Annotated in this window: 26 protein-coding genes; 15 read left to right on the plus strand and 11 right to left on the minus strand. The window is 53.6% G+C overall.

Annotated features, from left to right (window positions below; all coding sequences use genetic code 11):
- Positions 1-3: 3 nt before the first annotated feature.
- Complete coding sequence (locus WKJ04_RS08940) at positions 4-939, minus strand: M14 family metallocarboxypeptidase (RefSeq protein ID WP_337880112.1); 936 nt, start codon at positions 937-939, stop codon at positions 4-6.
- A 237-nt stretch (positions 940-1,176) separates the two neighbouring features.
- Between WKJ04_RS08940 and WKJ04_RS08945 the strand changes: the two genes are divergently transcribed.
- The 4 genes from WKJ04_RS08945 (at position 1,177) to WKJ04_RS08960 (ending at position 3,271) form a co-directional block, all read left to right on the plus strand.
- The gene (locus tag WKJ04_RS08945; RefSeq protein WP_337880113.1) at positions 1,177-1,980 is read left to right on the plus strand and encodes a DUF2884 family protein; all 804 of its coding nucleotides are present in this window, start codon (positions 1,177-1,179) and stop codon (positions 1,978-1,980) included.
- A gap of 163 nt (positions 1,981-2,143) precedes the next feature.
- The gene (locus WKJ04_RS08950) at positions 2,144-2,347 is read left to right on the plus strand and encodes a hypothetical protein (RefSeq protein WP_337880114.1); all 204 of its coding nucleotides are present in this window, start codon (positions 2,144-2,146) and stop codon (positions 2,345-2,347) included.
- A gap of 3 nt (positions 2,348-2,350) precedes the next feature.
- A complete protein-coding gene (locus tag WKJ04_RS08955) occupies positions 2,351-2,629 on the plus strand; it encodes a cell division protein ZapA (protein WP_337880115.1) in 279 nt (92 codons plus the stop codon).
- Between the two features lie 111 nt (positions 2,630-2,740).
- Entirely contained in the window at positions 2,741-3,271 is a 531-nt protein-coding gene (locus WKJ04_RS08960; protein ID WP_337880116.1) for a GNA1162 family protein, read from the plus strand.
- Here WKJ04_RS08960 and WKJ04_RS08965 read toward each other — a convergent pair.
- The 5 genes from WKJ04_RS08965 to WKJ04_RS08985 all read right to left on the minus strand — a co-directional run bounded on the left by WKJ04_RS08965 (position 3,265) and on the right by WKJ04_RS08985 (position 9,845).
- A complete protein-coding gene (locus WKJ04_RS08965) occupies positions 3,265-3,795 on the minus strand; it encodes a hypothetical protein (RefSeq protein ID WP_337880117.1) in 531 nt (176 codons plus the stop codon). The genes WKJ04_RS08960 and WKJ04_RS08965 overlap by 7 nt on opposite strands.
- Positions 3,796-3,869: 74 nt before the next feature.
- Positions 3,870-4,865, minus strand: a complete 996-nt coding sequence (locus tag WKJ04_RS08970) for an HD domain-containing phosphohydrolase (protein WP_337880118.1) — start codon at positions 4,863-4,865, stop codon at positions 3,870-3,872.
- Positions 4,865-8,179, minus strand: a complete 3,315-nt coding sequence (locus WKJ04_RS08975) for an MHYT domain-containing protein (RefSeq protein WP_337880119.1) — start codon at positions 8,177-8,179, stop codon at positions 4,865-4,867. The genes WKJ04_RS08970 and WKJ04_RS08975 overlap by 1 nt, the downstream gene beginning before the upstream one ends.
- Positions 8,180-8,203: 24 nt before the next feature.
- On the minus strand, positions 8,204-9,376 hold the full coding sequence (locus WKJ04_RS08980; RefSeq protein ID WP_337880120.1) for a dipeptidase: 1,173 nt from the start codon (positions 9,374-9,376) through the stop codon (positions 8,204-8,206).
- A 91-nt stretch (positions 9,377-9,467) separates the two neighbouring features.
- Positions 9,468-9,845 carry a DUF1294 domain-containing protein gene (locus tag WKJ04_RS08985; protein WP_337880121.1) on the minus strand — a complete coding sequence of 126 codons (378 nt, stop codon included), beginning with the start codon at positions 9,843-9,845 and terminating at the stop codon, positions 9,468-9,470.
- Positions 9,846-10,181: 336 nt separating this feature from the next.
- Here WKJ04_RS08985 and WKJ04_RS08990 point away from each other — a divergent pair, with 336 nt between their 5' ends.
- Positions 10,182-10,769, plus strand: a complete 588-nt coding sequence (locus WKJ04_RS08990) for a hypothetical protein (RefSeq protein WP_337880122.1) — start codon at positions 10,182-10,184, stop codon at positions 10,767-10,769.
- Between the two features lie 104 nt (positions 10,770-10,873).
- Here the strand turns inward: WKJ04_RS08990 and WKJ04_RS08995 are convergent, their stop codons facing one another.
- Together WKJ04_RS08995 and WKJ04_RS09000 are read right to left on the minus strand one after the other, a co-directional pair.
- Positions 10,874-11,422 carry a glycine zipper 2TM domain-containing protein gene (locus WKJ04_RS08995; protein ID WP_337880123.1) on the minus strand — a complete coding sequence of 183 codons (549 nt, stop codon included), beginning with the start codon at positions 11,420-11,422 and terminating at the stop codon, positions 10,874-10,876.
- Positions 11,423-11,500: 78 nt separating this feature from the next.
- Entirely contained in the window at positions 11,501-11,752 is a 252-nt protein-coding gene (locus WKJ04_RS09000) for a GNAT family N-acetyltransferase (protein ID WP_337880124.1), read from the minus strand.
- A gap of 88 nt (positions 11,753-11,840) precedes the next feature.
- Here WKJ04_RS09000 and WKJ04_RS09005 point away from each other — a divergent pair, with 88 nt between their 5' ends.
- Positions 11,841-12,602, plus strand: a complete 762-nt coding sequence (locus tag WKJ04_RS09005) for a transporter substrate-binding domain-containing protein (RefSeq protein WP_337880125.1) — start codon at positions 11,841-11,843, stop codon at positions 12,600-12,602.
- On the opposite strand, the gene WKJ04_RS09010 is transcribed toward WKJ04_RS09005, so the two are convergent.
- Together WKJ04_RS09010 and WKJ04_RS09015 are read right to left on the minus strand one after the other, a co-directional pair.
- Positions 12,560-12,724 carry a hypothetical protein gene (locus tag WKJ04_RS09010; protein ID WP_337880126.1) on the minus strand — a complete coding sequence of 55 codons (165 nt, stop codon included), beginning with the start codon at positions 12,722-12,724 and terminating at the stop codon, positions 12,560-12,562. The genes WKJ04_RS09005 and WKJ04_RS09010 overlap by 43 nt on opposite strands.
- Before the next feature lie 64 nt (positions 12,725-12,788).
- The gene (locus WKJ04_RS09015; RefSeq protein WP_337880127.1) at positions 12,789-14,129 is read right to left on the minus strand and encodes an FAD-binding oxidoreductase; all 1,341 of its coding nucleotides are present in this window, start codon (positions 14,127-14,129) and stop codon (positions 12,789-12,791) included.
- A gap of 83 nt (positions 14,130-14,212) precedes the next feature.
- On the opposite strand from WKJ04_RS09015, the gene WKJ04_RS09020 reads away from it, so the two are divergent.
- Positions 14,213-14,779: a GNAT family N-acetyltransferase gene (locus tag WKJ04_RS09020; protein WP_337880173.1), complete on the plus strand. Its 567-nt coding sequence runs from the start codon at positions 14,213-14,215 to the stop codon at positions 14,777-14,779.
- Here WKJ04_RS09020 and WKJ04_RS09025 read toward each other — a convergent pair.
- A complete protein-coding gene (locus WKJ04_RS09025) occupies positions 14,776-15,051 on the minus strand; it encodes a hypothetical protein (RefSeq protein WP_337880128.1) in 276 nt (91 codons plus the stop codon). The two genes, WKJ04_RS09020 and WKJ04_RS09025, sit on opposite strands and share 4 nt — an antisense overlap.
- Before the next feature lie 157 nt (positions 15,052-15,208).
- Here WKJ04_RS09025 and WKJ04_RS09030 point away from each other — a divergent pair, with 157 nt between their 5' ends.
- The 8 genes from WKJ04_RS09030 to WKJ04_RS09065 all read left to right on the plus strand — a co-directional run bounded on the left by WKJ04_RS09030 (position 15,209) and on the right by WKJ04_RS09065 (position 23,570).
- The gene (locus WKJ04_RS09030; protein WP_337880129.1) at positions 15,209-16,447 is read left to right on the plus strand and encodes a divalent metal cation transporter; all 1,239 of its coding nucleotides are present in this window, start codon (positions 15,209-15,211) and stop codon (positions 16,445-16,447) included.
- Between the two features lie 137 nt (positions 16,448-16,584).
- The gene (locus WKJ04_RS09035) at positions 16,585-17,232 is read left to right on the plus strand and encodes a response regulator transcription factor (RefSeq protein ID WP_337880130.1); all 648 of its coding nucleotides are present in this window, start codon (positions 16,585-16,587) and stop codon (positions 17,230-17,232) included.
- A gap of 170 nt (positions 17,233-17,402) precedes the next feature.
- Positions 17,403-18,602 carry a methyl-accepting chemotaxis protein gene (locus tag WKJ04_RS09040; RefSeq protein WP_337880131.1) on the plus strand — a complete coding sequence of 400 codons (1,200 nt, stop codon included), beginning with the start codon at positions 17,403-17,405 and terminating at the stop codon, positions 18,600-18,602.
- A 12-nt stretch (positions 18,603-18,614) separates the two neighbouring features.
- Positions 18,615-18,983 carry a response regulator gene (locus WKJ04_RS09045; RefSeq protein ID WP_337841580.1) on the plus strand — a complete coding sequence of 123 codons (369 nt, stop codon included), beginning with the start codon at positions 18,615-18,617 and terminating at the stop codon, positions 18,981-18,983.
- 7 nt (positions 18,984-18,990) lie between these two features.
- Positions 18,991-19,293, plus strand: a complete 303-nt coding sequence (locus tag WKJ04_RS09050; RefSeq protein WP_337880132.1) for an STAS domain-containing protein — start codon at positions 18,991-18,993, stop codon at positions 19,291-19,293.
- A gap of 11 nt (positions 19,294-19,304) precedes the next feature.
- Entirely contained in the window at positions 19,305-21,434 is a 2,130-nt protein-coding gene (locus WKJ04_RS09055) for a chemotaxis protein CheA (RefSeq protein WP_337880133.1), read from the plus strand.
- A gap of 20 nt (positions 21,435-21,454) precedes the next feature.
- Positions 21,455-21,952, plus strand: coding sequence for a chemotaxis protein CheW (locus WKJ04_RS09060; RefSeq protein WP_337841577.1), 498 nt, complete (start codon positions 21,455-21,457; stop codon positions 21,950-21,952).
- Positions 21,942-23,570 carry a methyl-accepting chemotaxis protein gene (locus WKJ04_RS09065; protein ID WP_337880134.1) on the plus strand — a complete coding sequence of 543 codons (1,629 nt, stop codon included), beginning with the start codon at positions 21,942-21,944 and terminating at the stop codon, positions 23,568-23,570. The genes WKJ04_RS09060 and WKJ04_RS09065 overlap by 11 nt, the downstream gene beginning before the upstream one ends.
- The last annotated feature ends 70 nt before the right edge of the window (positions 23,571-23,640 follow it).

Genomic DNA, 23,640 nt, shown 5'->3' on the forward strand with positions numbered 1-23,640 from the left:
CGGTTAGTGAGCCAAAGCAAATTGCATGGCAGCCACTACCGCGGCCACCTGGGCCTGGTTGCACTCGTCAGGGGTGGTGTTGGGGCTGTCCGGGTACACTTCGGTGGTGGTGACAAAACGGGCGTCGGTAAAACCGCCGCATAATCCCAGGCTGCGTTTCGGGTAATTCACCACACCAAACTGCTGCAGTTTTTCGCCAATCAGGCAGCCATGTTCATCGGCCGGTGCAATGTGAGTGACTTTCGCGACCGCATCGATCACTGCTTTCTGAAAGCCGGCTTCAGGCCGGACTGTGTCACCGACCAGATAAAAACCATCGGGGATATTCCAGTTGGTATTGACGCTGCCGTCACGGGCGGCTTTGGCCGGGCGAAACTCGCTGTTGTCAGAGTCGGTGGTTTCATGCAAATCAATATGCATCAGCACAGTGCCGCTGTGGCTTTGAATGCAGGCCATCGCCAGCTGGGCTTCCGCCGCTTCCCCTGTGGGGCTGAATGAACGGTTCGGGTCAACCGCATCCGGGTTCCAGCGGTTAATGGTTTCATAGCCCCAGGGGCTGATGCAGGGCAGGATCAACAGGTTTGCTTTTGCACTGAACTCCGTAAAATGCTGCTGAATAAACGCCAGCGCCCCATGCACCCCGCTGGTTTCATAGCCATGTACACCCCCCGTCACCAATAAAACCGGTAACTCTGGCTGCCAGTTTTTGCTGCGTACGGCATAAAGGGCATAGTCGGGCAACTGATGGCGGCTGTAGTCGATATGGCCGTACTGCAGCAACTCAGCTTCGGCCGGTAAAGACTGCAATGCACTGACGACGTCCTGCTGGTAGCTGCGTTTGGTCTGTTTTTGCTGGTTGAGCCAAAGGGACTTTTCGGCGTCGCCCCACGGCTGGCCTACGGTGCCTATAGGATAAATAAATGGTGTCACTGCTTTCATGCGGTGGTTTCGCTGTGGTTCTGCACTGGTGCGCGCACTATAGCACCGCCCCGGCGGTGCCGGAAGTTCAGTAGTACCACAACCAGACAAATTACCACTATTTTTTAGTCAATTTGACTAACTGAAAAACAGGGTTTTGCGATGGGTTTTTGCTTAAATTGATTTAAAACAAATAGTTATGTATTGGCATTGGCTTTGCAAATTCTTTGGCATCACCCACTGAAAGGACGAACTCTTATGAAAACTCTGATTGCCAGTTCCATGTTGTTGTTAAGCGCCACAGTGGCGGCTGAATCTTCACAGTGCAACCTGCAACTGAAGCAGGATTTGCGTATAACGCCGGCTCTGGTGGAGTTGTCTGAGCGGGGCCAATCCTTATGGCAAATCGACGCACAGGGCAACCTGTGGCTGAATGGCAAAACCCAGCAGATCAATGCCGAGCAACGTGAATTGCTGCTGCAGTACCAGGCTGGTTTACGCGACCAGACGGAAAAAACAGTGGTTCTGGTTGGTGACGCTATGAAACTGGCGGTGAGCGCTGTGGGTCAGGCGATGACAGAGCTGACTGGCAAAGACCTGGCGGAGTTCGATGGCTTGCAAAGCGCGCTGCAGAAGGTAGAGCTGACCACGGACGAGCTGATTGTGCGGGACGGCCAGAGCATTGAGATTCGCGGCAGCCAGATGCAACAGCTGGATGAAGCCTTTGGTCCGGAGTTTGAGCAGGCCATCGAAGATGCGGTGCAGGAGTCTATGGGCTCAGTGCTGTGGCAAATGGGGCTGGCGATGATGTCCGGTGACGGTGACTTCGAGCAGCGAATGAATTCCTTTGGTGAACGGATGGAATTAGTTGGCGAACAGATTGAACAAAGCGTTGAATTAAAAGCCTCTGCACTGGAGCAACAAGGCGACGCCTTATGCCAGAACCTGCAGGCGCTGAACCAGGTGGAAACCCGTCTGCAGCAGCAATTACCGGCCTTCGCCGCTTATGATTTGCTGAACACAGAGCAGAACGGGGATGATGCCAAACTGGTTAGTTTCTGAACCCTGGAGTAGAACTACTCTTTTGCCCGCCAGTCCTGGCGGGCTTTTTTAGTGGCGAGGAGCCTCCGCTGTTCAGCCTGAGTTCAATTGCACCCGCTAAAGTCGGCAGGCATTCAGCCGTCAGTTCCTGACCATCCAGGTCGCATGATTCAGAGGAAATCCTATGTTCGATTCACAGTTTCAGCATTTGCATCAGCTTATTCAGGGGTTAATCAGCGAAAACCAGCAATTGAAACAGCAGGTGGATGACACCAGGACTCAGTTGGAAGCGCTGGAGCTGAAAACCTTGGAAAACGAAGAGCAACAGCAGCAGGTGCAGGCGCATTTACAGCAATTACTGCAGCTGTTTGGCAGCTCTGCCAGGTAACTTATGTCTGCTGCGCTTATCGAACAAAAGCTGTTGATCTGTGGCCGTGAGTACCGTCTGCGTTGCCGGGTGCACGAGCAATCCTATTTGCAGGAAGCCGCCCGTCTGCTGAATGAGCAGGTCGGCACTGTGCGTAAAGGCAACGGGCATTTATCGCAGGAACAAAGCATAGTGCTGGCGTCGCTGCAAATTGCCCAGATGCTGATGCAGCAACAACAACCTCAGTTACAGAACTGCCAGCACCAGCTGGATACTCTGATCCTTTTGCTTGAGCAGCGTTAGCTCAGGTCTCTCCTTTCAGGCAGCCTGGCTGCCTCTTTTTATGGTTCATTTTTGGTTCATCAGCCGCAGTCGATACTCAATGCACCATGTATTTTAGTGTAAGGATCAAGGATGAAATCCGTCTGTATTGCGCTCGCGATGCTGTTGTCTGGTTGTGCTCTGTCACCAGAGCAGCAGCTGTTTCAGCAACGTTTGACTGAGGAGTACCCCACGACACTGCGATTGGTGGTGGATGCTGACTCAGGTATTCCGCCTGAGCTGGTGTCGGCAGGTTACAGTATCCTGCCCGCCCAGTTAGAAAAGGAATTGGGAGTGACGGTGTTGGAACAGGATGATCCGCAAGACGCTGATGCGACGATGACTGTGCATATCAATAAATGGCACAGAGACAGCAGTATCGTCTATCAATCGGGCACTGTGGCTGCAGAGTATCGTCTGGTATCGCTCAAGAGTGGCCAGTTGCTGTGGCAGCATCAGGAGCAAATTGCCAACTGGAACTTGCTGACAGGGCTCAGCCTGATTGAAGAAGCGGCATTTGCCATGCTGAATGAAGCGCAGAATGAGCCAGCCAGGATGCTGTATTATCTGAACAAAGACGCGTTAGCCGATTTTCCTGCCAGCAGACCGGCAGCCGCTCACTGACAGCCCGTTGCCACGCGCTGGTCGCAGACATAAATGCGGTTGCTGTACGCCAGCCAGAGATCCCATTCGGTTTGTAACGGCTGGGTGCGCCAGATACGGTTAAACACGTACAGCGACTCTTTACCTGCTATGGCTTTGTGTAACACCTTGGAGTATTGACCGGTTTTACTTTTGCACTCCGATACCCAGGTCAGCTGCGGGTAACCCTGCTGTTGGGTCTGGCTCAGGATCTGGCTGTCGAACAATAAATCGCAGTTCAGCTGGCCCTGCTCGTCATCAATACGTTTGGTTTCCTGCAAATTCACATTGGGTTGTTGCTCAAATACGAAGCTTTGCACCAGGTCCTGACTGTTTTTATCCTGCCAGCGCATTTCGGTGACCAGGTCCAGATCATTGGGATGCAGCCGGGTCATGGTCCATTCACCTTCCGGCAGTGGCATCGGCTGCTGCAGACGTTCCTGGTAATAGGTGGTGCTGCAGCCGGATAACAGCAGCAGGAAAAAGCAGAGGTAAAAAGGCTTCATCAGTTCAGTCCGTTTCTCAGGTGTGGGCCGTGTTTAGTTCATCTTGCTAAGCCACGGCTGAATTCGCAATATCTTTACTGTGAAGAGACTTCTTTTTCCGCCCATTTCTGCTGAATAGCGAGAATGTCCGGCAGTTTTTGTTCCAGCAGCTCTATCAACACAGGTTCAAAATGCAGGCCCTTTTGTTGCTGCATATAGTCCATGGTCTGCTGCAAAGACCAGGCCGGTTTATAGGGCCGGGGGCTGGTCAGGGCGTCAAACACATCCGCTACGGCCACAATACGGGCTTCCAGTGGTATTTGGTCTGCTTTCAGTCCGTATGGGTAGCCGGTGCCATCCCACTTTTCATGGTGGTATAAGGCGACTTGTTTGGCCATTTGCAGCAGGGCCGAGTCACAATGGCCGATAATTTCAGCCCCGATCAGCGGATGCCGCTTCATTTCGGCAAATTCTTCTGTGGTCAGTTTGCCGGGTTTCAGCAGAATATGATCCGGAATACCTATTTTGCCTATGTCGTGCATAGGGGCGGCATGCAGTAAGTTTTCCGCCTGCTGGGCATCCAGGCCATAGGCCAAAGCCAGTACATGGGCATAATGGCTCATACGCAAAACATGCAGACCTGTTTCGTTGTCTTTGTATTCAGCGGCGCGTCCCAATCGTTGAATCACCTGCAGGCGGGTTTGTTTCAGCTCTTCAGCCTGTACCAGCGACAAATGGGTTTTTACTCTGGCCCGCACCACGGCCGGACTGATTGGTTTGGTGATGTAATCCACGGCACCCAATTCAAAGCCTTTGGTTTCGTCCAGCTCTTCTTTCAGCGCTGTGACAAAAATGACTGGAATAGCACAGAGCTCGGGGTTTTGCTTCAGCTGCGCACACACTTCAAAGCCGGTTTTGCCCGGCATCATCACATCCAGCAGTATTAAATCCGGTTTGTGTTCAGCCGCCAGCTGCAGCGCTTCATCCCCCTGTTTGGCGAACATCAGCTGGTACTGATCCTGCAGCACATTACGCAGCACTTTGAGGTTGGTGGCTTCGTCGTCGACCAGCAAAATTTTGGCCTGGTTCATCAGTGATTTTCCTGATTAAGCTGCGGCTTTAGCTGGTCCAGTTGTGCTAAAGCGGCCTGAAATTCAAAATCATCTGCCAGCTCCAGAATGTGGCGGATTTCCTGCTGCCAGGGGCATTGCACCTGGCTTAATTGCTGCACCAACTGGCTGTCGAGCTGGTGTTTGGCCAGTCCCGTCGCCAATTGCTGCAATAACTGCTCTAACTGCGCCAGAGCAACAGGTTCGGTGGCGGTTTGCTGACGTTGTTGTACCTGCAGCGCTGCAGCGGCTTTCTCCAGGCGGGGCCAGCCACTTTGCAGTCTGCCGATCAGCTGCAAACAGCGCTCAGGTTGCAGCTGCCGGGCCGCCTGCTCCAGTTCGGCGCCAATCCGGCTGAAGGCTTCCAGCGCCAGATTGCCACTGACCCCTTTGAGCGCATGGGCTTTGTGTTGTACTTCGGTCAGGTTGTTTTGCTGATACGCACTGAGCATCAGTTCCAGCTGGTCTGGCACTTGCTGCAGAAACTGGCGCAGGTTAAACAGGTAGCTGTCCTGATGCCCCCACAGCTGCAGCGCTTTGTTCAGATTGATCAATTGCTCTGGTTGCACATCCTCAGGTTCGTCGGCTGTTTCCGGCAGGTCGAGGCCAAGCACGGCGGCTATTTCCCGGCTCAGGGCGACAAAATCCACAGGTTTGGTGGCAAAGCCCTGCATACCGGCTTCACGGGCGGCTTGTTTATCCTCATCCAGCACACTGGCGGTAAGCGCAATGACAGGGACTGTTTTGAGCCCCAGTTGCGCTTCCAGCTGACGGATCTGCCGGCAGGCTCCCAAACCGTCCAGATGGGGCATCTGAATATCCATCAGAACCAGCTGAGGCTGGTGTTGCTGATACAGCGCGACGGCTTCCAGACCATCGCGGGCACAGATCACGGCATGACCGGCGCGTTGCAGTAACAGCTGCAACAGTTCCAGATTCTGCGGAATATCGTCGGCAATCAGCACCTTCAGCGCAGGTAATTTTATGGCCTGGCCCTGAACAGGTTGTGGCTGATACTGGCCCGGTTGCAGCGGCAGCGTGAATTCAAAGCAACTGCCGACCCCTTCGGTACTTTCCACCCGAATTTGCCCACCCATCAGCTCCACCAGTTGCTTGCTGATGGTGGTGCCAAGGCCGGTACCGCCAAAACGCCGGCTCATCGACGCGTCGGCCTGGGTAAAGGCATCGAAAATAAAAGGCAACCTGTGGGCGGCGATGCCAATGCCGGTATCCGTAATGCGGAATTGCACTTGCTGATCGGCCGTCAGACCTGCCAGCACTGTCACCTGCCCCTTTTCGGTAAATTTAATGGCATTGCCAATCAGGTTGGTCAGTATCTGCCGCAGCCGATCAGGCGCTCCCAGGTAAAACTCCCCCAGTTCGGGGGCCAGCTTCAGCTCCAGCGCCAGCTGTTTTTTTCGGGCCTGCAGCCATAAGGTAGACACCACTGAATCGAGCAAGGCAGGTAAGGAGAAATTGTCGATTTCCAGCTCCAGTTTGCCTTTTTCCAGCTTGGCACTGTCCAGTACGTCATTGAGCAGATGCAACAGTGAATGGGCGGAGCCATGAATGGTCGACAGATGCTTGCGCTGCTCGGGCTGCAGCTGGGAACTCAGCAACAGGTCACTGAAACCAATAATGGCATTCATTGGGGTGCGGATTTCATGGCTCATATTGGCGAGAAAAGAAGCGCGGGCCGCGGCTGCGTCTTCGGCCTGGTTTTTCGCCTTGAGCAGTTCAACTTCCATCTGCTTACGCTGAGTGATATCCATCAAAAAGCCGTCCAGCCAGAGAATGTTGTCCTGCGGGTCCACAATGGCCTGGCCTTGTTCCAACAGCCAGCGCACTGAGCCATCGCGGTGCAGAATGCGGTATTCCAGCTGAAAACTGTTCTGATACATCTCCATCTGTTGCACTACGGCTAAATCATCCGGATGGATCAGTGAGGTCCAGCGCCGTACCTGATGGGGCAGCATAAAATCAGTGGCCGGGTAGCCGCAAATCCCTTCAATGGCGTCACTGATAAACAACATGTCCCAATGTTCGTTGTACAGACAGCGGTACGCAGCGCCAGGAATATTGCTGATTAAAGATCGGAATTTTTCTTCGTTTTCTTTCAGCGCCTGCTCCATCTGCAGCCGGGAGCTGATGTCGGTAATAAAAGCGACAAATAAGTCCTGTTCTGGCAGCCTGGCGTGACCTATGGCCAGTCGCACAGGCAGTGACCGGCCATCTTTGTGGCAGGCCATCACATCCCGGCCCTGGCCAATAATGCTGGCTTTGCCGGTGTGCAGGTAGTTTTGCAGGTAACCGTCATGTTCGGATTTAATCGGGTCCGGAGTCAGCATGGTGACATTGCGTCCCAGCATTTCTGCGGAACTCCAGCCGAAAATACGTTCTGCTGCTTTGTTGACACTCTGAATGATGCCGTTGCTGTCGATGGTGACAATACCATCCACCGCAGTTTCCATCATGGAGCGGAGCCGGCTTTCGCTGGCTTTGGCCTGCGCGCTGGCTTCGCGATAACGCAATAACATGGTCACAATCACGACCAGCATCGTTATGACCAGCGTCAGCACGGTAATGCCGGCCGCCAGTACCAGCGGGGTTTCACCACGTTCTGTTTGTGGCACAAAACCCGGTGGTGGCACAAAACGTGCGGCGGCCATGCCGGTGTAGTGCATACCGGCAATAGCGGCGCCCATCACTGTGGCGGCGAGCAGCGTCAGGCTGGTTGGCTGCAGCTGCAGCCGCTTCAGTCCAAAACGGATCCACAGCGCCAGCATGGCCAGTACCACGGCGACCAGAATAGATAAAGCAAAGATTGACAGGTCATAACGCAGAGCGGCAGAGAGCTGCATCGCCGCCATACCACTGTAATGCATGGTGCCAATACCGGCACCCACTAAGAGCCCGCCTGTGGCCAGTTGTAGCAGGCTGATTTTTTTCTGGCTGATCAGATTCAGCGCCACCCAGGACGCGGCAATACTGGGCAACATCGACAGTGCTGTCAGGCCAGGTGTGTAGCTGACCGGTGTGCATAAGGCAAAAGCCAGCATACCGATAAAGTGCATAGACCAGACGCCACAACCCAGGCTCAGGCTGCCACTGGCCAGCATCAGACGGCGCAGCCCTTTGCGTTTCACTTCGGTGGCCTGGGCTGTCACCTGCAGCGCCATCGCAGAAGCAAACACGGCGATGGCCACAGACAACAGCACTAACCAGGGATCATAAGACCCAAGCAGCAGTTCGGAATTGGCCGGATGGGTAAAAAGTTGATTCAGCCAGGACCACATACTCAGGCCTCCACTGTGATGAGGTTAATGTTTGGCGGCGTAGTCTTCAACAGCACGCCACACCCGCAACAGGTTACCAGACAACACTTTTTCAATATCCTGCTCTGAATAACCCCGTTCCAGCAAACCTTTGATCAGGTTGGGGTACATCGACACATCTTTCAGCTGTTCCGGCAGTGAATCACCGACGCCGTCAAAATCTGAGCCTATACCCACGTAGTCGATGCCGACCAGTTTGACGACATAATCAATGTGGTCCAGCACCTTTTCCAGGCTGGCGAAAGGGTAGGGCTGTTGTTTTTTATACTCGGCGGTAAAGGCATCTTTGTCGGTCTGGCCCGAGGCTTTAAAGGCGGCGTCCCGCTGTAAACCCCATTGATTGGCGGCCTGCACAATAAAAGCGGAACCGAAGTTGATTTGAATAACGCCACCGTTTTTCGCCAGCGCTTTGATCATTTTATCGTCCATATTCCGCTCAAAACCCGGCACAAAGGCCCGAAGTGAGGAATGCGAGGCAATGACCGGTGCTTTGCTGAGCTCCACCACCTGGTAAAACGCGGCGTCGGACACATGGGAAATATCAATCATCACGCCGGTGTTGTTCATTGCGGTCACCAGCTTTTTGCCAAAGGGACTTAAACCTTTCCACTGCCGGCGCAGGTCGTAGCTGGAATCGGCTATATGGTTGCTTTCCGAGTGCGTCAGGGTGATGTAGCGAATGCCTCTGTCGTAAAAGTGCTGCAGGTTTTCCAGCTTACCTTCAATGGGGGTGCCATTCTCCATGCCCAATGCCAGCGAGATTTTGCCTTGTGTGAATTGTTCGGCCAGATCGTTGCTGTGGTAAGCCATGGCAAACTTATCCGGTGCCCGGGCCACCAGCGCTTCCATGCCATCAATCAGCTGGTTGGCAAACTGGTAACCACCGCCGTTTTTTTCATAAGACGAGGGGATATAAATGGACATAAAAGGCGCATTCAGACCACCGGCTTTGGCGCGCGGGTAGTCAAATTCGCCGCGTTTCGTGGCCTGGGTCACATCTTCCCAGTCCTCATGCAAACGGTAAGGCACATCAATGTGGGTATCGATAATCAGCTTCTGCTGCGCCAGTTGTTGTGCTTTGGTTGCCAGATCACTGGCCAGGCTCTGGCCGGATATCAGTGTAAGTACCAAGGAAAAAGGTAAAGCAGACAAGCGCATAAGTTCCTCAACAGCATCTGAAAATAGTGTAAGGGACTAATTTAACGTGCTTTGCCCGGGGCGACCAGCAAAGTTGCCGCAGTTTTTCTGCTTATGGCTGCAAAGGGCTGTGCAGCCAGACCGCATAAAACAGGCCGCCATTGAGCGTGATGGTCAGATAAAAAAGAATTTGGAAACTCAGTTTTTTGTTTTTATGCCGGAACCAGTGCTGTGCCACTAAGGCGGCAGGCCAGCCCCCCAACAAGCCGAGCAACAACAGGCTGCTTTCCTGAGTCCGCCAGCTTTGCTGCTCTGCCGCCTTTTTATCGCGCCAGTAGGCCAACAATGTGACCAGGTTCAGACCCAGCAGCAGGTACTTGAGCCAGCCAGGAATGATCAGCTGCCAGTCCAGATACAACAGCAGCAGGGTCAGTATCCCGAAGACCACCAGACTGATTTTCAAACCAACAGCAACAGAAGATTGGGTCATCGGAGATCCTTGTAAAAAGTTGGCCTGGGCCGTGACAAACTATTTCAGGTGCGGCAGCTGATGTGGTTCTGCCCGGCCAGTTCATGGCTCCAGACTGCACCTCAGTGCGGGAATCAATAAGCTAACTCATTCTAACTTAAAGGATCTTAGCTGAAATTCAACTGAATACACCTCTGATGGCTGTTGCTTTTACTGCCTACATTCTTTCACAACTGTGTCAGGCGTTCCCCGGTACAGTGCCGCTTTCTGCTTTTTGAGCGGAATTTAACCAAATCGACAGCAGGCCTGCGACCAGGGTGTACAGCTGGGCTTGCGGACAAGCGACAGGAACAAATGATGTGGAAATTATTCGTGATGGCTGTAAGCCTGCTGCTCCCGGCTGCAGAGGCACATGGCCTGCCGGTGGCCCAGGCCGAATACAGCGCCGTGCGTCAGATTGAATATTCAGGTGGGGTCTTGCAGCAGCAGTTGTATCACTCCTTTGGTAAAGAACGTATTGAAATGAATGTGGAAGGCATGCAGAGGGTGATGATTTTACGGCCCGACCTGGGCAAGTTCTGGCATTTGATGCCGGTGTTTGAAAGCTACTCAGAAATTGCCGCCCATCAGGCCAGCCAGATGCGTGGCGAAATGCCCGAGGATGTCAGTATCGAGCTGATGGGCTCAGAACACCTGGACGGTATCAATACCATCAAATACCGTATCCTGTTGCCGGATAAATCCGTCGGTGGTTTTATCTGGTTCACTGCAGAGCAGATCCCGTTGCAAATGCACTTTGTCAGCAAAGAAGGGAGCCATGAATCCAGAATCAGAATGAAACTGACAGACCTGAAACTGGGGGCTCAGGACCCGGCTTTATTTGAGTTACCCCAAGGGCTGAAACCCATGCCGGCTATGAGGCAGCGGTTCGAAGGCGACGAATGACGGTCAGGGGATCGCTGCCGGCCTGGTGCTGATGGTCTTATCAATGCCTGTTGGGCTTTTCCTGACGCCCAACAGGCTTGTGCTTGAGGACTGACTGCCTGGGGTTAGCTTTTCGCGCTCAGGCTGCTGTTAAAGTCAGGCTTGCCGTCAACCACGGGCACCCGCTCAGCGGGCTCTTGATCCAGCCGGGTTTTGTGGACTTTGCCATCCATAATGTAGGTGACATCGTAGCCAATCAGCTGTTTTTCAGTTTTCTGCACTGTTTTGCAGACACGGCGGGTGCTGGTTTCTACATCCTTGTTCTGCATGTCTGTCTGTACTTGCTTACCGGCATAACCACCGGCGGCTGCACCGGCCACTGTGGCAATTTTTTTACCCGAGCCTCCACCCACCTGATTACCCAGTACACCACCGACCACTGCACCAATCACAGTACCGGCAATCTGATTCTGATCCTGCACCGGGCGGCGTTGCTGCACTACCTGGTCTGTGCATTGTTCGGCCGGTACAGAGACGGACTGATACAGGGCTTTGCTGGCCACCACTTCGGCAAATTGTGGTTCTTTATCCAGATAGCTGTAGCCAGCGATAGAACCCAGAGCTGTGACGGCAATACCCCCTACCACGACACCTGCGATTAAAGACTTGTTCATGATTCACCTCGTATCCGATTCAATTCAGCCTGTGCTGACATCATCAAGATAACTGGCCTTAACTTTATGCCCGCTGAATCAGTTCAGAAACTTTTGCACATACCAGCAATCGGCTTTGATCTGCAGCTGCTGTTGCCGTGCAAAGGCCAAAGCGGCTTCAGTCAGCCGCCGGGCCAGACCCAGGCCCCGGGCTTCTTCAGGCACAAAGGTGGAGTAAAAATTTATTTCATGCCTGGCGGTGTCGAGCCGATAGAACAGACAGGCCTGAGTCTGGCTGAGCTGAATGACAAAACGCTGTTGCTGAGATTGATGAATAACCTGGTGTTGCATGACAAACTCCGTGCGAATGACAGAAAACATGCCTATCTTTTAACAGAAGGTGCTGGCGTTGTCCCTGCCCAGAGGAGAAGTACCACGCATGAAAATGCTCCTGTTCGTTCTGACCCTGCTGATGTCCTCGTCCGCTTTGGCGAAAACCAGCCTGACAGTGTTGGTGGGGCTGGATAAACCGCCATACATTAACCTGTCGGATCAATCCGGATTTGAGCTGGATTTGATACGGCTGGTGTTAAAAAAAATGGGAAGCGAAGCGCAATTTTTGCATGTTCCCAATGCCAGGCTGCGTGACCTGCTGCTGGAAGGCAAAGCCGATATAGCCACCTTGCAAAAAGTCGACCCCAGCCAGCCGTTGTTTTATTCCACGCCTTACATTCAGTATCAGAATGTGGTGGCAAGCCTGAAGATCCGCTCCATTCAAATTCGTCGTATGATGGATATTCAGCCCTACACAGTGGTGGCTTTTCACAATGCACGGCGTTTATTGGGCAAAGAATTTGAAACCAGCGTCAATGCGGTAGAGAGTTACCAGGAACTGGCCAATCAGAGCCAACAGGTGCAGATGTTACTGATGAGTCGTTGTGACCTGGTAATTGCAGATAGCAATATTCTGAACTACTACCTGAAACTGCATGGCCGGTCGCCGGACGAACTGGACTTCGCCAGACTGTTTGCGCCCGCTTTGTACCATGCCGCGTTTCGCAATGACGCCTTGCGCGCCAGGTTCGACAGGGCCTTGGCGGATGTGGTGAAATCTGCGGACTATCAAGAGTTGCAACTGAAGTATTTTGGCCAGCGGAATCAGCTGTTTTCTGAAGACGATGCGTCAGCCACTTCAGGCTGAGGGCTGTTGTCCTGCTCAGACTGAGCTTTTTGTTTCAGTCGGATTGAGTTTTTCACCTGAATGTTTTTCTTCTGTTTGGCCCGTTTGGCGATTTTCTTTTTCAGTGCTTTGCTCGAACTCATCATAACCTCCGGACCGGACGCCCCGGTGAAAAAAGGGCGCCAGTCTAGCTGGTTTACCCAAACTTTAAAACCACTGATCCTTGATACGGCCATACTGAAAATAGCCCCATTGCCCCAGACGACGCAAGGCTGGCAGCGGGAAGCGGGGTAAGGGTTGCTGGTACAGCGGGATCGCAGGCAACTGCACTCCGGCAATACGCTGGGCCAGCCGTTTGCCGGCCTGAGCAGAAAAGGTCAGGCCAGCCCCACAATACCCCATGCTGTACAGTACTTTACCGCTGTCATCGGCAGCGGCCAGATGCGGAATATCATCCAGCGCCATACAAATCCAGCCAGACCAGCTGTAATCATAACGCAGCGTCTGCAGTGCCGGGAAACTCTGCTTCAGCACGGCGAGCAGACGGTTGGCAAAATAAGGGTCTTCAGCGCCCTGGCCGGTAATAGCGCCGCGGCCGCCAAACAGAATGCGGTTATCCGGCAGCTTACGGTAGTAATACTTCAGTGCCCTGGTGTCCATGACCACCTGGCTGGTCAGCAGGTTACAGGCGGCCAGTTGCTCCAGAGTTAAGGGTTCTGTGACAATAATTTGGGACAACACAGGTAAAGACCGCGCCTGCACACCAGGGTGTAAGGCTTTGGGTGTGTAGCCGTTGCTGGCTATCACCACCCGGTCAGCCCGGACCCGGCCTTGTGGTGTGATCAGCAGTTGTTTGCCGTGTTCGGTCCGCCAGTCCAGTACCGGGCTGGCGCTGTGGATCGTTGCGCCATACTGCATGGCCAATCGCTGATAGCCCCAGGCCAGCTTGAGTGGATTCAGGCCAAAACCATCATAAAAGCGCAAGGCGGCGTAAGCCTGCTGATCGGCCACATAGTGCTGATGCAGCTGGTCCCGTCCGATAAATTCCACCTGATAGTTAAACTCACGCTGCATCAGCGCGGCCTGCGCCTGCAGGGTTTTAATCATGGCGGGTTTATGCGCCATGCGCAGGTAACCCATCTCCTGCTGATCGCAATCGATGCCGCTGGCGATCAAGCCTTTGACTGTGTCCAGCCCTTCACAAAACTCGCGGTAAATGGCCTGCATGACATCGGGGCCATACTGTTGTTTCATCACGGAATAAGGCTTGCGGCCGGACGACTTCAGCACAAAACCTGCGTTGCGGCCACTGCAGCCCCAGGCCGTGCGGTTGGCTTCCAGCACCAGGGGCTGAATACCATGCTCTGCCGCCAGGTGGTAAGCACAGGACAGGCCGGTATAACCGGCGCCGATAATCGCCACTTCGGTGTCCGTGTCCTGTGTCAGTGGGCCCTGATCGGCAGGAGCCTGCCCGGAGTGGCTGGCCCAGTAGCTGTCCGGGTAGGACAAACCAATGCCTGGATGTGGGTCGTGCAAGGGATCGTACATGCGGGGTCCTTCTTGTCAGTGGCGGGACTTTTCGCGCATCATGGCAAGATTCACCGGAAAAACCAAGAGGGCCAGCCGTGAGCATGTCAGAGCGCATTTATTACCGTCAGCTGCAGTTGCAGGATTATCAGCCGTTGCTGGTGCTGGCGAACACTGTGCATGGTGCCGGTTATCTGGACCAGCCGACTCTGGCTTATTACCACCAGCTCGGCATTCAACAAGGGAAGGATGCCAGCTTCGTGGCTTATCAGGACGACCAACTGGTGGGGTTCCGCCTGGCCTGGGCGGCGGGTAACTGGCAACCTGATGCCTGGTGCAGTCCGGAACTTTGGCCTGTGCCAGCTGCGCAGGTGGCCTATTTTAAATGCAACACTATCAGCCCCAGGTTGCAGGGGCAGGGCATTGGCGGCGAACTGATGCAGCGCTCGATCCAGGCATTAAAAGCACAGGGCGCCAAGGCTGGGGTGGCACATTTATGGCGGCAAAGCCCAGGCAATGCTGCTGTCCGTTATTTCAGTAAACAGGGGGGCCAACTGGTGAAAATTCACCCGGATAAATGGCGTGCTGACAGCCACAATGGCTACGAATGTGTGCGTTGTGGTTTTGATTGCCGCTGTGAGGCGGCCGAGATGATTTTGTTGTTTGGTTAGTCGGCCAGGTCTGCATCACTCAACCAGGGCGTTTCAGGTAACAACGCCAGATGTTGCACATACCGTTCCAGGTTAAAGCTTTGTCCTTGTTCAATCACGGCCTGCATTTCCGGTGCTAAGGCGCAGGCCATCAGTTCCAGCGCTTCTTCATTGCTGTGGCCTGTCATACGCAGCCGCAACATGGTTTCTTTCACCTGTTTCGGGTGGTTGTCGGCCAGCTGGTTTTCCAGCACTTCAAATAACAGGCTCTGATCAAGCTGTTCCTGATCCATTGTGTACTCCGGCAGGCAGAAAAATCGCAGCATGCCAGAGCCAGGGCAGAGCGGCAAGTTTGTTGCGCTACGATGGCTATTTTTCCGCCCGGGCATGGAGTTCATGTTTTGCTTTGGCTAAGCTGGGGCACTTTTCATCAGCCATAACTACAACCACATGACACAACAGGGAAAACAAGAGTGGCTCAGTCGCCTGCAGGCGTTGGGGCCGGGCATTTTATTGGCCACAGCGGCCATTGGCGGCTCGCATATTGTTGCTTCTACTCAGGCCGGTGCTTTATTTGGCTGGCAGCTGGCGCTGCTGATTGTGCTGGTGAATGTACTGAAATACCCATTTTTCCGTTTTGGTGTGGAGTACAGCCTGCAAAGCGGAGAAACCTTGCTGGAAGGTTACCGCCGGCAAAGCCGTGGCTATTTATTGGGTTTTGTCTGGCTGAACCTGATTGCGGCTGTGGTCAATACGGCCGGGGTGCTGATTTTAACTGCGGCTTTGTTGCAGTATTTTATTCCGGTGCCTGTCTCCCTGACCCTGCTGTGTTGCCTGTTGCTGCTGGTCTGCGTGCTGCTGTTGCTGGCCGGCCAATACCGCTTGCTGGACAAAGTGTCCAAGTGGGTGATGGGGCTGCTGACCCTCACTACAGTGGCCGCCGCGGTGATTGCCTGGCAAAAAGGTATGCAGGCCCCTCCAGAGTATGTGGCACCTTCGCCCTGGCAACTGGCTTACTTAGGCTTTCTGGTGGCTTTAATGGGCTGGATGCCGGCCCCTATTGAAATTTCCGCCATTAACTCCTTGTGGCTGAAAGCCAAACAACAACAGAACCCGGTCAGCCGGGCCAATGGCCTGTTCGATTTCCATCTGGGGTACTGGAGTACCACGGCGCTGGCGCTGGTGTTTCTGGCGCTGGGGGCCCTGGTGCAGTTTGGCTCAGCGCAAGAGGTCGCGCTGGCCGGTGGTGCTTATATTCAGCAGTTTGTGGGAATGTATGCCAGAACCATGGGTGACTGGTCGACCTTGCTGGTCGCTTTTGTGGCTTTTTTATGTATGTTTGGCACCACCCTGACGGTATTGGATGGCTACGCCCGCACTATCAACGAGTCCTTTCAGCTGCTTGGCTGGCAACACACCAACAATCACCGCAGTTATTCGGTCTGGCTCCTGTTGCAAGCCATGGCAGGTCTGGCTGTGATTTTATTCTTTAAATCTTCACTGGGCCCTATGCTGACCTTTGCAATGAGCCTGGCGTTTGTCACCACGCCGGTGTTCGCCTGGCTGAACTACCGGCTGATGCAAAGCGCCGGTCAAATGGCCTTGTGGATCCGCTGTTTATCCTGGTTGGGGCTGCTGTATCTGTTTGGTTTTGCCTTGTTGTTTATCGGGTGGCTGATGTCCGGTTAAACCAGGTGCCGCCCGGCTGAGCCCTGTCTGGTCTGAGTTCTAGGTCTTTAGTCTTAGCTGGGTAGGACCTCTGCGTTATGGAGCGCGGCAGGCTATCTTCCTATACTGCGGCCCGAACAAGTGAACCGGGCTCAAACGTGGTGTATCCAAAACTGATTGTGGCTGATGCAGAGTTGTTATTTCGCGACTGCCTGGTTGAGTTATTAAAGCAGCACCACTATGAGGTGCTGGCCACGGCAGACAACGGGCCTGACGTGCTGAGTCTGTGCCGGCTGCATAAACCTGATGCTTTGCTGCTCTCTGCCCGCCTGCCTGAAATTACCGCCACTTTGGTGACAGAGCAGTTGCGGCAACAATTCCCTCACCTGAAGATTCTGTTGCTAGCCAGTCCGGCCGATTTTGTACCTGTGCTGCAGGCGGTACGGCTGGGTGTCCAGGGCGTTTTATCCAAAATGGCTTCTGCAGCGCAAAGCCTGCACGGTCTGCGTCAGGTACTGGCCGGGCAGTTTTATCTGCCGGAACAATTTTCACCCTTATTGGTGCAGGCGCTGGTGCAGCCTGAGCACCTGAGCGCCGACCAAGGGCTGTCTTCGTTAAGTCTGAAACAAAAACAAATACTGCAACTGACTGCAGAAGGTCACACTGCCCGTGAAATCGCTGCCAGACTTTATATCAGCAATAAAACAGTCGAGTTTCACCGGTCGACGATCAGTAAAAAACTGGGGTTAAGCTGCCCCAGTGACTGGATCCGCTTTGCCTTGCGTCATCAGTTAATTCAACTTTAGGAACAGCTGATTAAAAAGTCGTCAAAGCGGCTGTCAGGCGGCTGGTAAGGTTACTGGTTTTGGGGTGGGTACTTTTCTAAAGTACAACACAGGCAAATTTAAGACACGCTGCTATGCTAGTTTGGCCTTTAAATAAAATGCTTAAGCATGAAGTGGTTAGCTGAAACATTATGACGTCACAATTTCATCTTCTTTCCAAAAACTCCATTCAACCCTGGTTTCTGGCAAGTCTGGTCAGTGCGGTTCTGGCGCTGGGTATGGTGTGGGCAGGTGTCAGTCCATGGGGACCTGCGCTGCTGATCCTGTTGACCATGGCGTTGATTCTGGCCGGGCTTTGGAGCCAAAAACAGCAGCACCAACAGCAGAGGGTGCAGTGGCAACAGATGCAGAAACAGCAGCAGGAAACACTGCAGCAGTCTGTGCAGGTGCAACAGCACTATCAACAGCTGTTAACCGCGTTATTGCCACTCTGGATGAATCAGCAGGGGTTGGTCAGGGAACAGACCGAAACAGGCATCACCCAACTGGTGCAACAGTTTATGGCGATCAGCGAGCAGCTGGGTAATGCGGTGGCTGCATCCCGGAAAACCGCCGGCGCCATGCACGGTGGTCAGGGGCTGGATCAGGTGGTGGCGACGGCAGACCAGGAGCTGAATCTGGTGGTTGATCAGCTGCGTCAGGCGATGCACAGCCGGGATCAGTTGTTGGCTGAAATCAAATCGCTGGCAGCCATCACCGATGAACTCAAAGCCATGGGGTCGGAAGTGGCTGGTATTGCGTCACAGACCAACTTATTGGCACTGAATGCTGCCATTGAAGCCGCCAGAGCCGGTGAACATGGCCGCGGTTTTGCCGTGGTGGCGGATGAAGTCCGTACTTTATCGACCCGTTCCGGGGCCACGGGCAGCCGTATTACCCAGCGTATAGAAGAAGTGAACAGTACACTGGAAAACACATTGAATTCGACCCAGCGTTTTACCGAGCAGGATGAACAACGTCTGGAGCAGGTCAGTCAGGCCATTGCCAAAGTGTTGCATGATTTCAGTTCTGTCAGTCAGAACCTGTTGCAGTCTGCGGTGGAGCTCGAACACGAAAGCAGTGAAGTGCAGCAACATATTCAGCAGGTGGTGGTTGAATTGCAGTTTCAGGACAGAGTCAGCCAGATCCTCGGCCATATCATGGCCGATATGGAAAAGCTGCAGCAGTATCTGGAACAACACAGTCAGCAGCAGGGCCCTCTGGAGCTGGTGCGTGTGCAGGACTGGCTGGAACAGCTACAACGGACTTACACCACTTTAGAGCAGGTGTCCGTGCATCAGGGCCGGTCTGCATCCAAAGCGGCCGCCAGCTCAGAGATCACTTTCTTTTAGGAATTTCAGGGTATGACTAAAACTATTCTCGTCGTGGACGATTCGATCAGTATTCGTCAGGTGGTTGGCATGACATTGCGCAATGCCGGTTTTCAGGTGCTTGAAGCTGTGGATGGCAAAGATGCATTGAGCAAATGCTCCGGCGACAAAATTCATCTGGTGATTTCAGATGTCAATATGCCCAACATGGACGGCATTACCTTTGTGACTGAACTGAAAAAGCTGCCTGCCTACCGCTTTACCCCCGTCATTATGCTGACCACTGAAGGGGCGGAAGAGAAAAAAGCCGCCGGTAAAGCGGCCGGAGCCAAAGCCTGGGTGGTGAAACCCTTTAAACCTGATCAGATGTTGGACGCGGTCAATAAACTGATCCTGCCCTGAGGTTGTTATGGCGCTGACTTTTTCCCAATCCGCCGATTTTCAGGTCTGGGCTTTTAACCAGGACCTGACCATCTTTACTGTGCATGAGCTGATGGAACAATGCCGCTCTGGTCTGGTGAACGCCGGAGCCAAGGTGTTGCTGGATTTATCCTCCGTTGAGGACATCGACAGCGCAGGCTTGCAACTGGTGTGGTGGTTAAGTCACCAATTGCAACTGCAGTCTTTGGTCAGGGTCACAGGCACGGAAAACACCATGGTGCAGCGCTTGCTGGATATCTATCAGTTTGAATTTCCGGGCAATCTGGAATAAGGGGCCGGGCTATGGATATGGAACAGGCAAAACAGCTGTTTATTGATGAAGCCAGAGAATTGCTGGAATCGATGGAGCAGTGCCTGCTGGATGTCGAAGCTGGCACCGCCGACATTGCCGAGCATATAGACGCAGTATTCCGGGCCGCTCATACCATTAAAGGCTCCGCTGGTATTTTTGGTTTCGACGACATTGTGGCTTTTACCCACAATGTGGAGACAGTGCTGGACAAAGTGCGGGATCAGAAACTCGAATTAAGCCCGCAGTTATTGTCGCTGATGCTGGATTGCCAGTCCCATATGGGTCATCTGGTCGATGCAGTGGCCACACCCGGGTTGCAGGCCGATAAAGCGACCGGTGCTGTGTTGTTGCAGCAGTTGATGGGGTTTATTCAGCCTGCTGCCGCTGTTGCTGCACCCTCCCCCCAGGCTGCGGCGGAATCCTTGCCCGGACTGTGGCAACTGAAAATCCGTTATGGTCAGGATGTGTTTAAAGACGGCATGGACCCGTCCTCCCAACTGGCGTATCTGCAAAAACTCGGGCAGCTGTCTGCCGTGCAGTTGACAGCCCAATTTCCGCCCGCCGCCGACTTTGACCCGGAAAACTGTTATCTGCAGCTGGATATGCAACTGCAGTCGGCTGCCAGCAAACAAGATATTGAAGATGTGTTTGAGTTTATTCAGGACAGCAGTGAGGTGCTGATCCAGGCGCCGGCTGAACTGAAGCAAAAATTGCAGCAGTTGCCGGTGCTGGATCAGCCTTTGGGTGAAGTCTTGCTGGAAGCTGGGGCTGTTACGGCCAAAGAACTGGAAAAGGCCCTACAGACACAACAGCAGGAAATCCGTCAGGATAAATCCACAGTCGCAGTGGGACAGATGCTGGTGCAACAAGGGGTTTTGGATCCGGCTTTGCTGGATGTCGCGTTACACAAACAAAAAAGTACCGAACACAAAAGGCCGGCGGATTTGCAGTTTCTGAAAGTAGAAGCCCGCAAGCTGGACCAACTGATCAACCTGATTGGCGAGCTGGTCACTGCTGGCGCGGCTAACCAGTTGCTGGTGCAGCAACGGGATGACGAAAAACTGTCGGAATCCTTTGGGGTGATGACGTCGCTGATTGAACAAATCCGCGACGGCACTCTGGGGCTGCGTATGGTACAGATTGGCGATTCATTCAGCCGGCTGAAACGCATTGTGCGGGACGTGTCCAAAGAGCTTGGCAAAGATATTCAGCTGGAAATTCTCGGTGCTGAAACCGAGCTGGATAAAAGCATGGTGGAAAAGCTGTCGGATCCTCTGATGCATATAGTACGCAATGCGTTGGATCACGGCATTGAAGCCAAAGAGCTGCGTTTGTATCAGGGCAAACCTGCTCAGGGCTTGTTACGACTGAATGCTTACCATGAGGCTGGCGCTGTGGTGCTGGAAATTCAGGACGATGGTCAGGGCCTGAATGCGGAAAAACTGCGGCAAAAAGCCATAGAAAAAGGCCTGATCAGCGCCGAGCAGGCACTGACGGAAGAAGAGTGTTTTAAGCTGATTTTTGCACCGGGTTTCTCCACGGCGTCCCAAGTGACCAACCTGTCTGGCCGCGGTGTGGGTATGGATGTGGTGAAACGCAACCTGGAAGAGCTGCGTGGCCAGATTTTTATTGAATCCCAGCTGGGCAAAGGCACTTTGTTCCGTATTCGTCTGCCGCTGACCCTGGCCATTATCGATGGTTTTGAAGTCAGCGTGGCGGACACTCATTTTGTGGTGCCGCTGAATATGGTGCAGGAATGTATTGAATTCAGTGCCGACTGTCAGGCAGAGCAGGCCGAACGACGGGATTACTTTAATCTGCGTGGTGAAGTTTTGCCTTTTGTCCGGATCAACGATTTGTTCCGTTTGTCATCCGGGAACGCCACAGAGCGGGAAAATATTCTGGTGGTGCAGTACGGCCACCAACGCGCCGGCCTGGTGGTGGATGCTTTGCATGGTGAATTACAGGCCGTGATTAAACCTTTGCACGCGGTCGTCAAATCAGCACGAGGCCTGAGTGGCACCACCATTCTGGGCAGTGGTGAGGTTGGCTTTATTCTCGATGTACCACAACTGATTGATTTTGCAATTCAGCAAGAAAGCTGTGTTGCCCATTCGTAGTCTGGGGAGTGAATCACACTATGGAACCGCATAAATCTGAGTCTGTCACTGAGCGTCAGTACCTGACCTTTATGATCCGGGATGAGTTTTTTGGCATCAGTATAGAAACAGTGAAAGAAATACTGGAGTACGACAATGTCACTGCTATTCCGCTGATGCCGGATTTTGTCAAAGGCGTGCTGAATCTGCGCGGTGAAGTGGTGCCTGTGATCGATCTGTCGTTACGGTTGGGTAAAGGTGCCACAGAACTGAAAGAGCGCACCTGCATTGTGGTACTGGAAATTCCTTACGAGGACCAACTGGTGGTGCTGGGGGCCTTGGTAGACAGCGTAACTGAAGTCATTGAAGTGGATACCACCCAGATTGAACCTGCCCCCACTTTTGGTGCCAGGGTCAAAGCGCAGTTTATTCATGGGGTGATCAATGTGGACGGCCAGTTTGTGATCCTGCTGCGTGGTGACAAAGCCTTATCTGTGGATGAACTGGCTTCACTGGTGGAGAAAGTCAGTGAAAAATAACCTGACTGTCAAGCAGCTGTTCACTGTGCTGGTGCTGGTCATGGCTGCACTGATGGCCGCCTTGGCAGTGGCGCAATACCGCTTGTCTGAACTGAACCAGCAGGTCAGCCGCACCCACCAGCAACGTTACCAGTCGTACTTGCTGGCAGATGAACTGCGCCAGAGTTCTGATGATCTGACCCGTCTTGCCCGGACCTATGTGGTGACTCAGGACCCCCGGTATGAACAGGTGTACAACCGTATTTTGCGTATCCGGAATGGTGAACTGCCAAGGCCACAAGACTATCAGCGCATTTACTGGGATTTTTATACCGCGGATGGCCGCCCGCCCCGGCCTGACAGCAACGGGCAAATGCCGTTACTGGAGCTGATGCAGCAAGCAGGCTTTACCGAGCAGGAACTGGCGAAACTTGCCGAAGCCAGCCAGAACTCCAATGCGCTGGTCAATACAGAAGTCATTGCAATGAATGCAGTGAAAGGGCTGGTACCGGATGGCAAAGGTCAGTTTGTACCGGGTAAAGCCGATTTGGCACAAGCCAGAGCGCTGATGCATGACGACGCCTATCACCAGAGTAAGGCCCGTATTATGCGGCCTATCGACGAGTTTTTTGTGTTGCTGGATACCCGCACACTGGACGCTGTGCAGCAGGCTGAAGAGGCCGCAGCCACCATGAAAACTGTCATTTATGTGATGCAACTGGCCATTGTGTTGTTACTGGCATTGGCCCTGAGCTATAGCTATCTGCTGTTACGGAAAAAGCTGGGCGGTGAACCTCAGTACGCCGAACAGGTGATATCCCGGGTGGCTGCCGGGGATTTGACTGTCAAGGTGCAGCTTCTGAATGGCGACCACAGCAGTATGCTGGCGGGTATGGCAAAGATGATTGCGAAGCTCAGCCAGATTATTCAACAGGTACGTGCATCCACCGACAGTCTGTTGGTGGCTTCAGAGCAGATGAATGCAACGGCTCAGGCGTTGAGCCAGTCATCCAGTCAACAGGCCGCCAGTGTGGAAGAAACGTCCGCAGCGATGGAGCAGATGAGTGTGTCCATCAGCCAGAACAGCGACAACGCCAAAACCACCAATGAGATTGCCACCAAAGCTGCCTCAAGGGCGCAACATGGCGGACAGGCGGTGCTGCAGACCGTCAGCGCCATGAAACAAATTGCCCAAAAAATCAGCATAGTGGACGACATTGCCTATCAAACCAATTTATTGGCGCTGAATGCCGCTATTGAAGCAGGCCGTGCCGGTGAACATGGCCGTGGTTTTGCTGTGGTTGCAGCTGAGGTCCGTAAACTGGCCGCCCGCAGTCAGACGGCCGCCAAAGAGATTGGTGAAGTGGCGGGGCAGTCTGTCACTCTGGCCGAACAGGCGGGTGGTTTGCTGGCACAGATAGTGCCCGCAATAGAGCAGACGGCGGAACTGGTGCAGGAAATTGCGGCGTCCAGTCAGGAACAATCCGCTGGCACTTGCGGTATTAACGAAGCCATAGCACAGATCTCGCTGACAACGCAGCACAATGCCGCGGCCTCAGAAGAATTGTCCTCCACCTCTGAGCAGTTGACTCAACAGGCTGAGGACTTGCAGCAGATGGTGTCTTACTTCAAAACTTAACGCGTTGCCGTGGTTCCCGCCTGGACGGGAAACCAGCAGAACACAAACTAAAGTCTGGCCCTGCCAGAGA

Source organism: Rheinheimera sp., from assembly GCF_037442345.1.
GTDB lineage: Bacteria > Pseudomonadota > Gammaproteobacteria > Enterobacterales > Alteromonadaceae > Pararheinheimera.

Coding starts and splice junctions, on each gene's coding strand:
- WKJ04_RS08940 (WP_337880112.1), bottom strand. CDS start 939: ATGAAAGCAGTGACACCATTTATTTATCCTATAGGCACCGTAGGCCAG.
- WKJ04_RS08945 (WP_337880113.1), top strand. CDS start 1,177: ATGAAAACTCTGATTGCCAGTTCCATGTTGTTGTTAAGCGCCACAGTG.
- WKJ04_RS08950 (WP_337880114.1), top strand. CDS start 2,144: ATGTTCGATTCACAGTTTCAGCATTTGCATCAGCTTATTCAGGGGTTA.
- WKJ04_RS08955 (WP_337880115.1), top strand. CDS start 2,351: ATGTCTGCTGCGCTTATCGAACAAAAGCTGTTGATCTGTGGCCGTGAG.
- WKJ04_RS08960 (WP_337880116.1), top strand. CDS start 2,741: ATGAAATCCGTCTGTATTGCGCTCGCGATGCTGTTGTCTGGTTGTGCT.
- WKJ04_RS08965 (WP_337880117.1), bottom strand. CDS start 3,795: ATGAAGCCTTTTTACCTCTGCTTTTTCCTGCTGCTGTTATCCGGCTGC.
- WKJ04_RS08970 (WP_337880118.1), bottom strand. CDS start 4,865: ATGAACCAGGCCAAAATTTTGCTGGTCGACGACGAAGCCACCAACCTC.
- WKJ04_RS08975 (WP_337880119.1), bottom strand. CDS start 8,179: ATGTGGTCCTGGCTGAATCAACTTTTTACCCATCCGGCCAATTCCGAA.
- WKJ04_RS08980 (WP_337880120.1), bottom strand. CDS start 9,376: ATGCGCTTGTCTGCTTTACCTTTTTCCTTGGTACTTACACTGATATCC.
- WKJ04_RS08985 (WP_337880121.1), bottom strand. CDS start 9,845: ATGACCCAATCTTCTGTTGCTGTTGGTTTGAAAATCAGTCTGGTGGTC.
- WKJ04_RS08990 (WP_337880122.1), top strand. CDS start 10,182: ATGTGGAAATTATTCGTGATGGCTGTAAGCCTGCTGCTCCCGGCTGCA.
- WKJ04_RS08995 (WP_337880123.1), bottom strand. CDS start 11,422: ATGAACAAGTCTTTAATCGCAGGTGTCGTGGTAGGGGGTATTGCCGTC.
- WKJ04_RS09000 (WP_337880124.1), bottom strand. CDS start 11,752: ATGCAACACCAGGTTATTCATCAATCTCAGCAACAGCGTTTTGTCATT.
- WKJ04_RS09005 (WP_337880125.1), top strand. CDS start 11,841: ATGAAAATGCTCCTGTTCGTTCTGACCCTGCTGATGTCCTCGTCCGCT.
- WKJ04_RS09010 (WP_337880126.1), bottom strand. CDS start 12,724: ATGAGTTCGAGCAAAGCACTGAAAAAGAAAATCGCCAAACGGGCCAAA.
- WKJ04_RS09015 (WP_337880127.1), bottom strand. CDS start 14,129: ATGTACGATCCCTTGCACGACCCACATCCAGGCATTGGTTTGTCCTAC.
- WKJ04_RS09020 (WP_337880173.1), top strand. CDS start 14,213: ATGTCAGAGCGCATTTATTACCGTCAGCTGCAGTTGCAGGATTATCAG.
- WKJ04_RS09025 (WP_337880128.1), bottom strand. CDS start 15,051: ATGGATCAGGAACAGCTTGATCAGAGCCTGTTATTTGAAGTGCTGGAA.
- WKJ04_RS09030 (WP_337880129.1), top strand. CDS start 15,209: ATGACACAACAGGGAAAACAAGAGTGGCTCAGTCGCCTGCAGGCGTTG.
- WKJ04_RS09040 (WP_337880131.1), top strand. CDS start 17,403: ATGACGTCACAATTTCATCTTCTTTCCAAAAACTCCATTCAACCCTGG.
- WKJ04_RS09045 (WP_337841580.1), top strand. CDS start 18,615: ATGACTAAAACTATTCTCGTCGTGGACGATTCGATCAGTATTCGTCAG.
- WKJ04_RS09050 (WP_337880132.1), top strand. CDS start 18,991: ATGGCGCTGACTTTTTCCCAATCCGCCGATTTTCAGGTCTGGGCTTTT.
- WKJ04_RS09055 (WP_337880133.1), top strand. CDS start 19,305: ATGGATATGGAACAGGCAAAACAGCTGTTTATTGATGAAGCCAGAGAA.
- WKJ04_RS09060 (WP_337841577.1), top strand. CDS start 21,455: ATGGAACCGCATAAATCTGAGTCTGTCACTGAGCGTCAGTACCTGACC.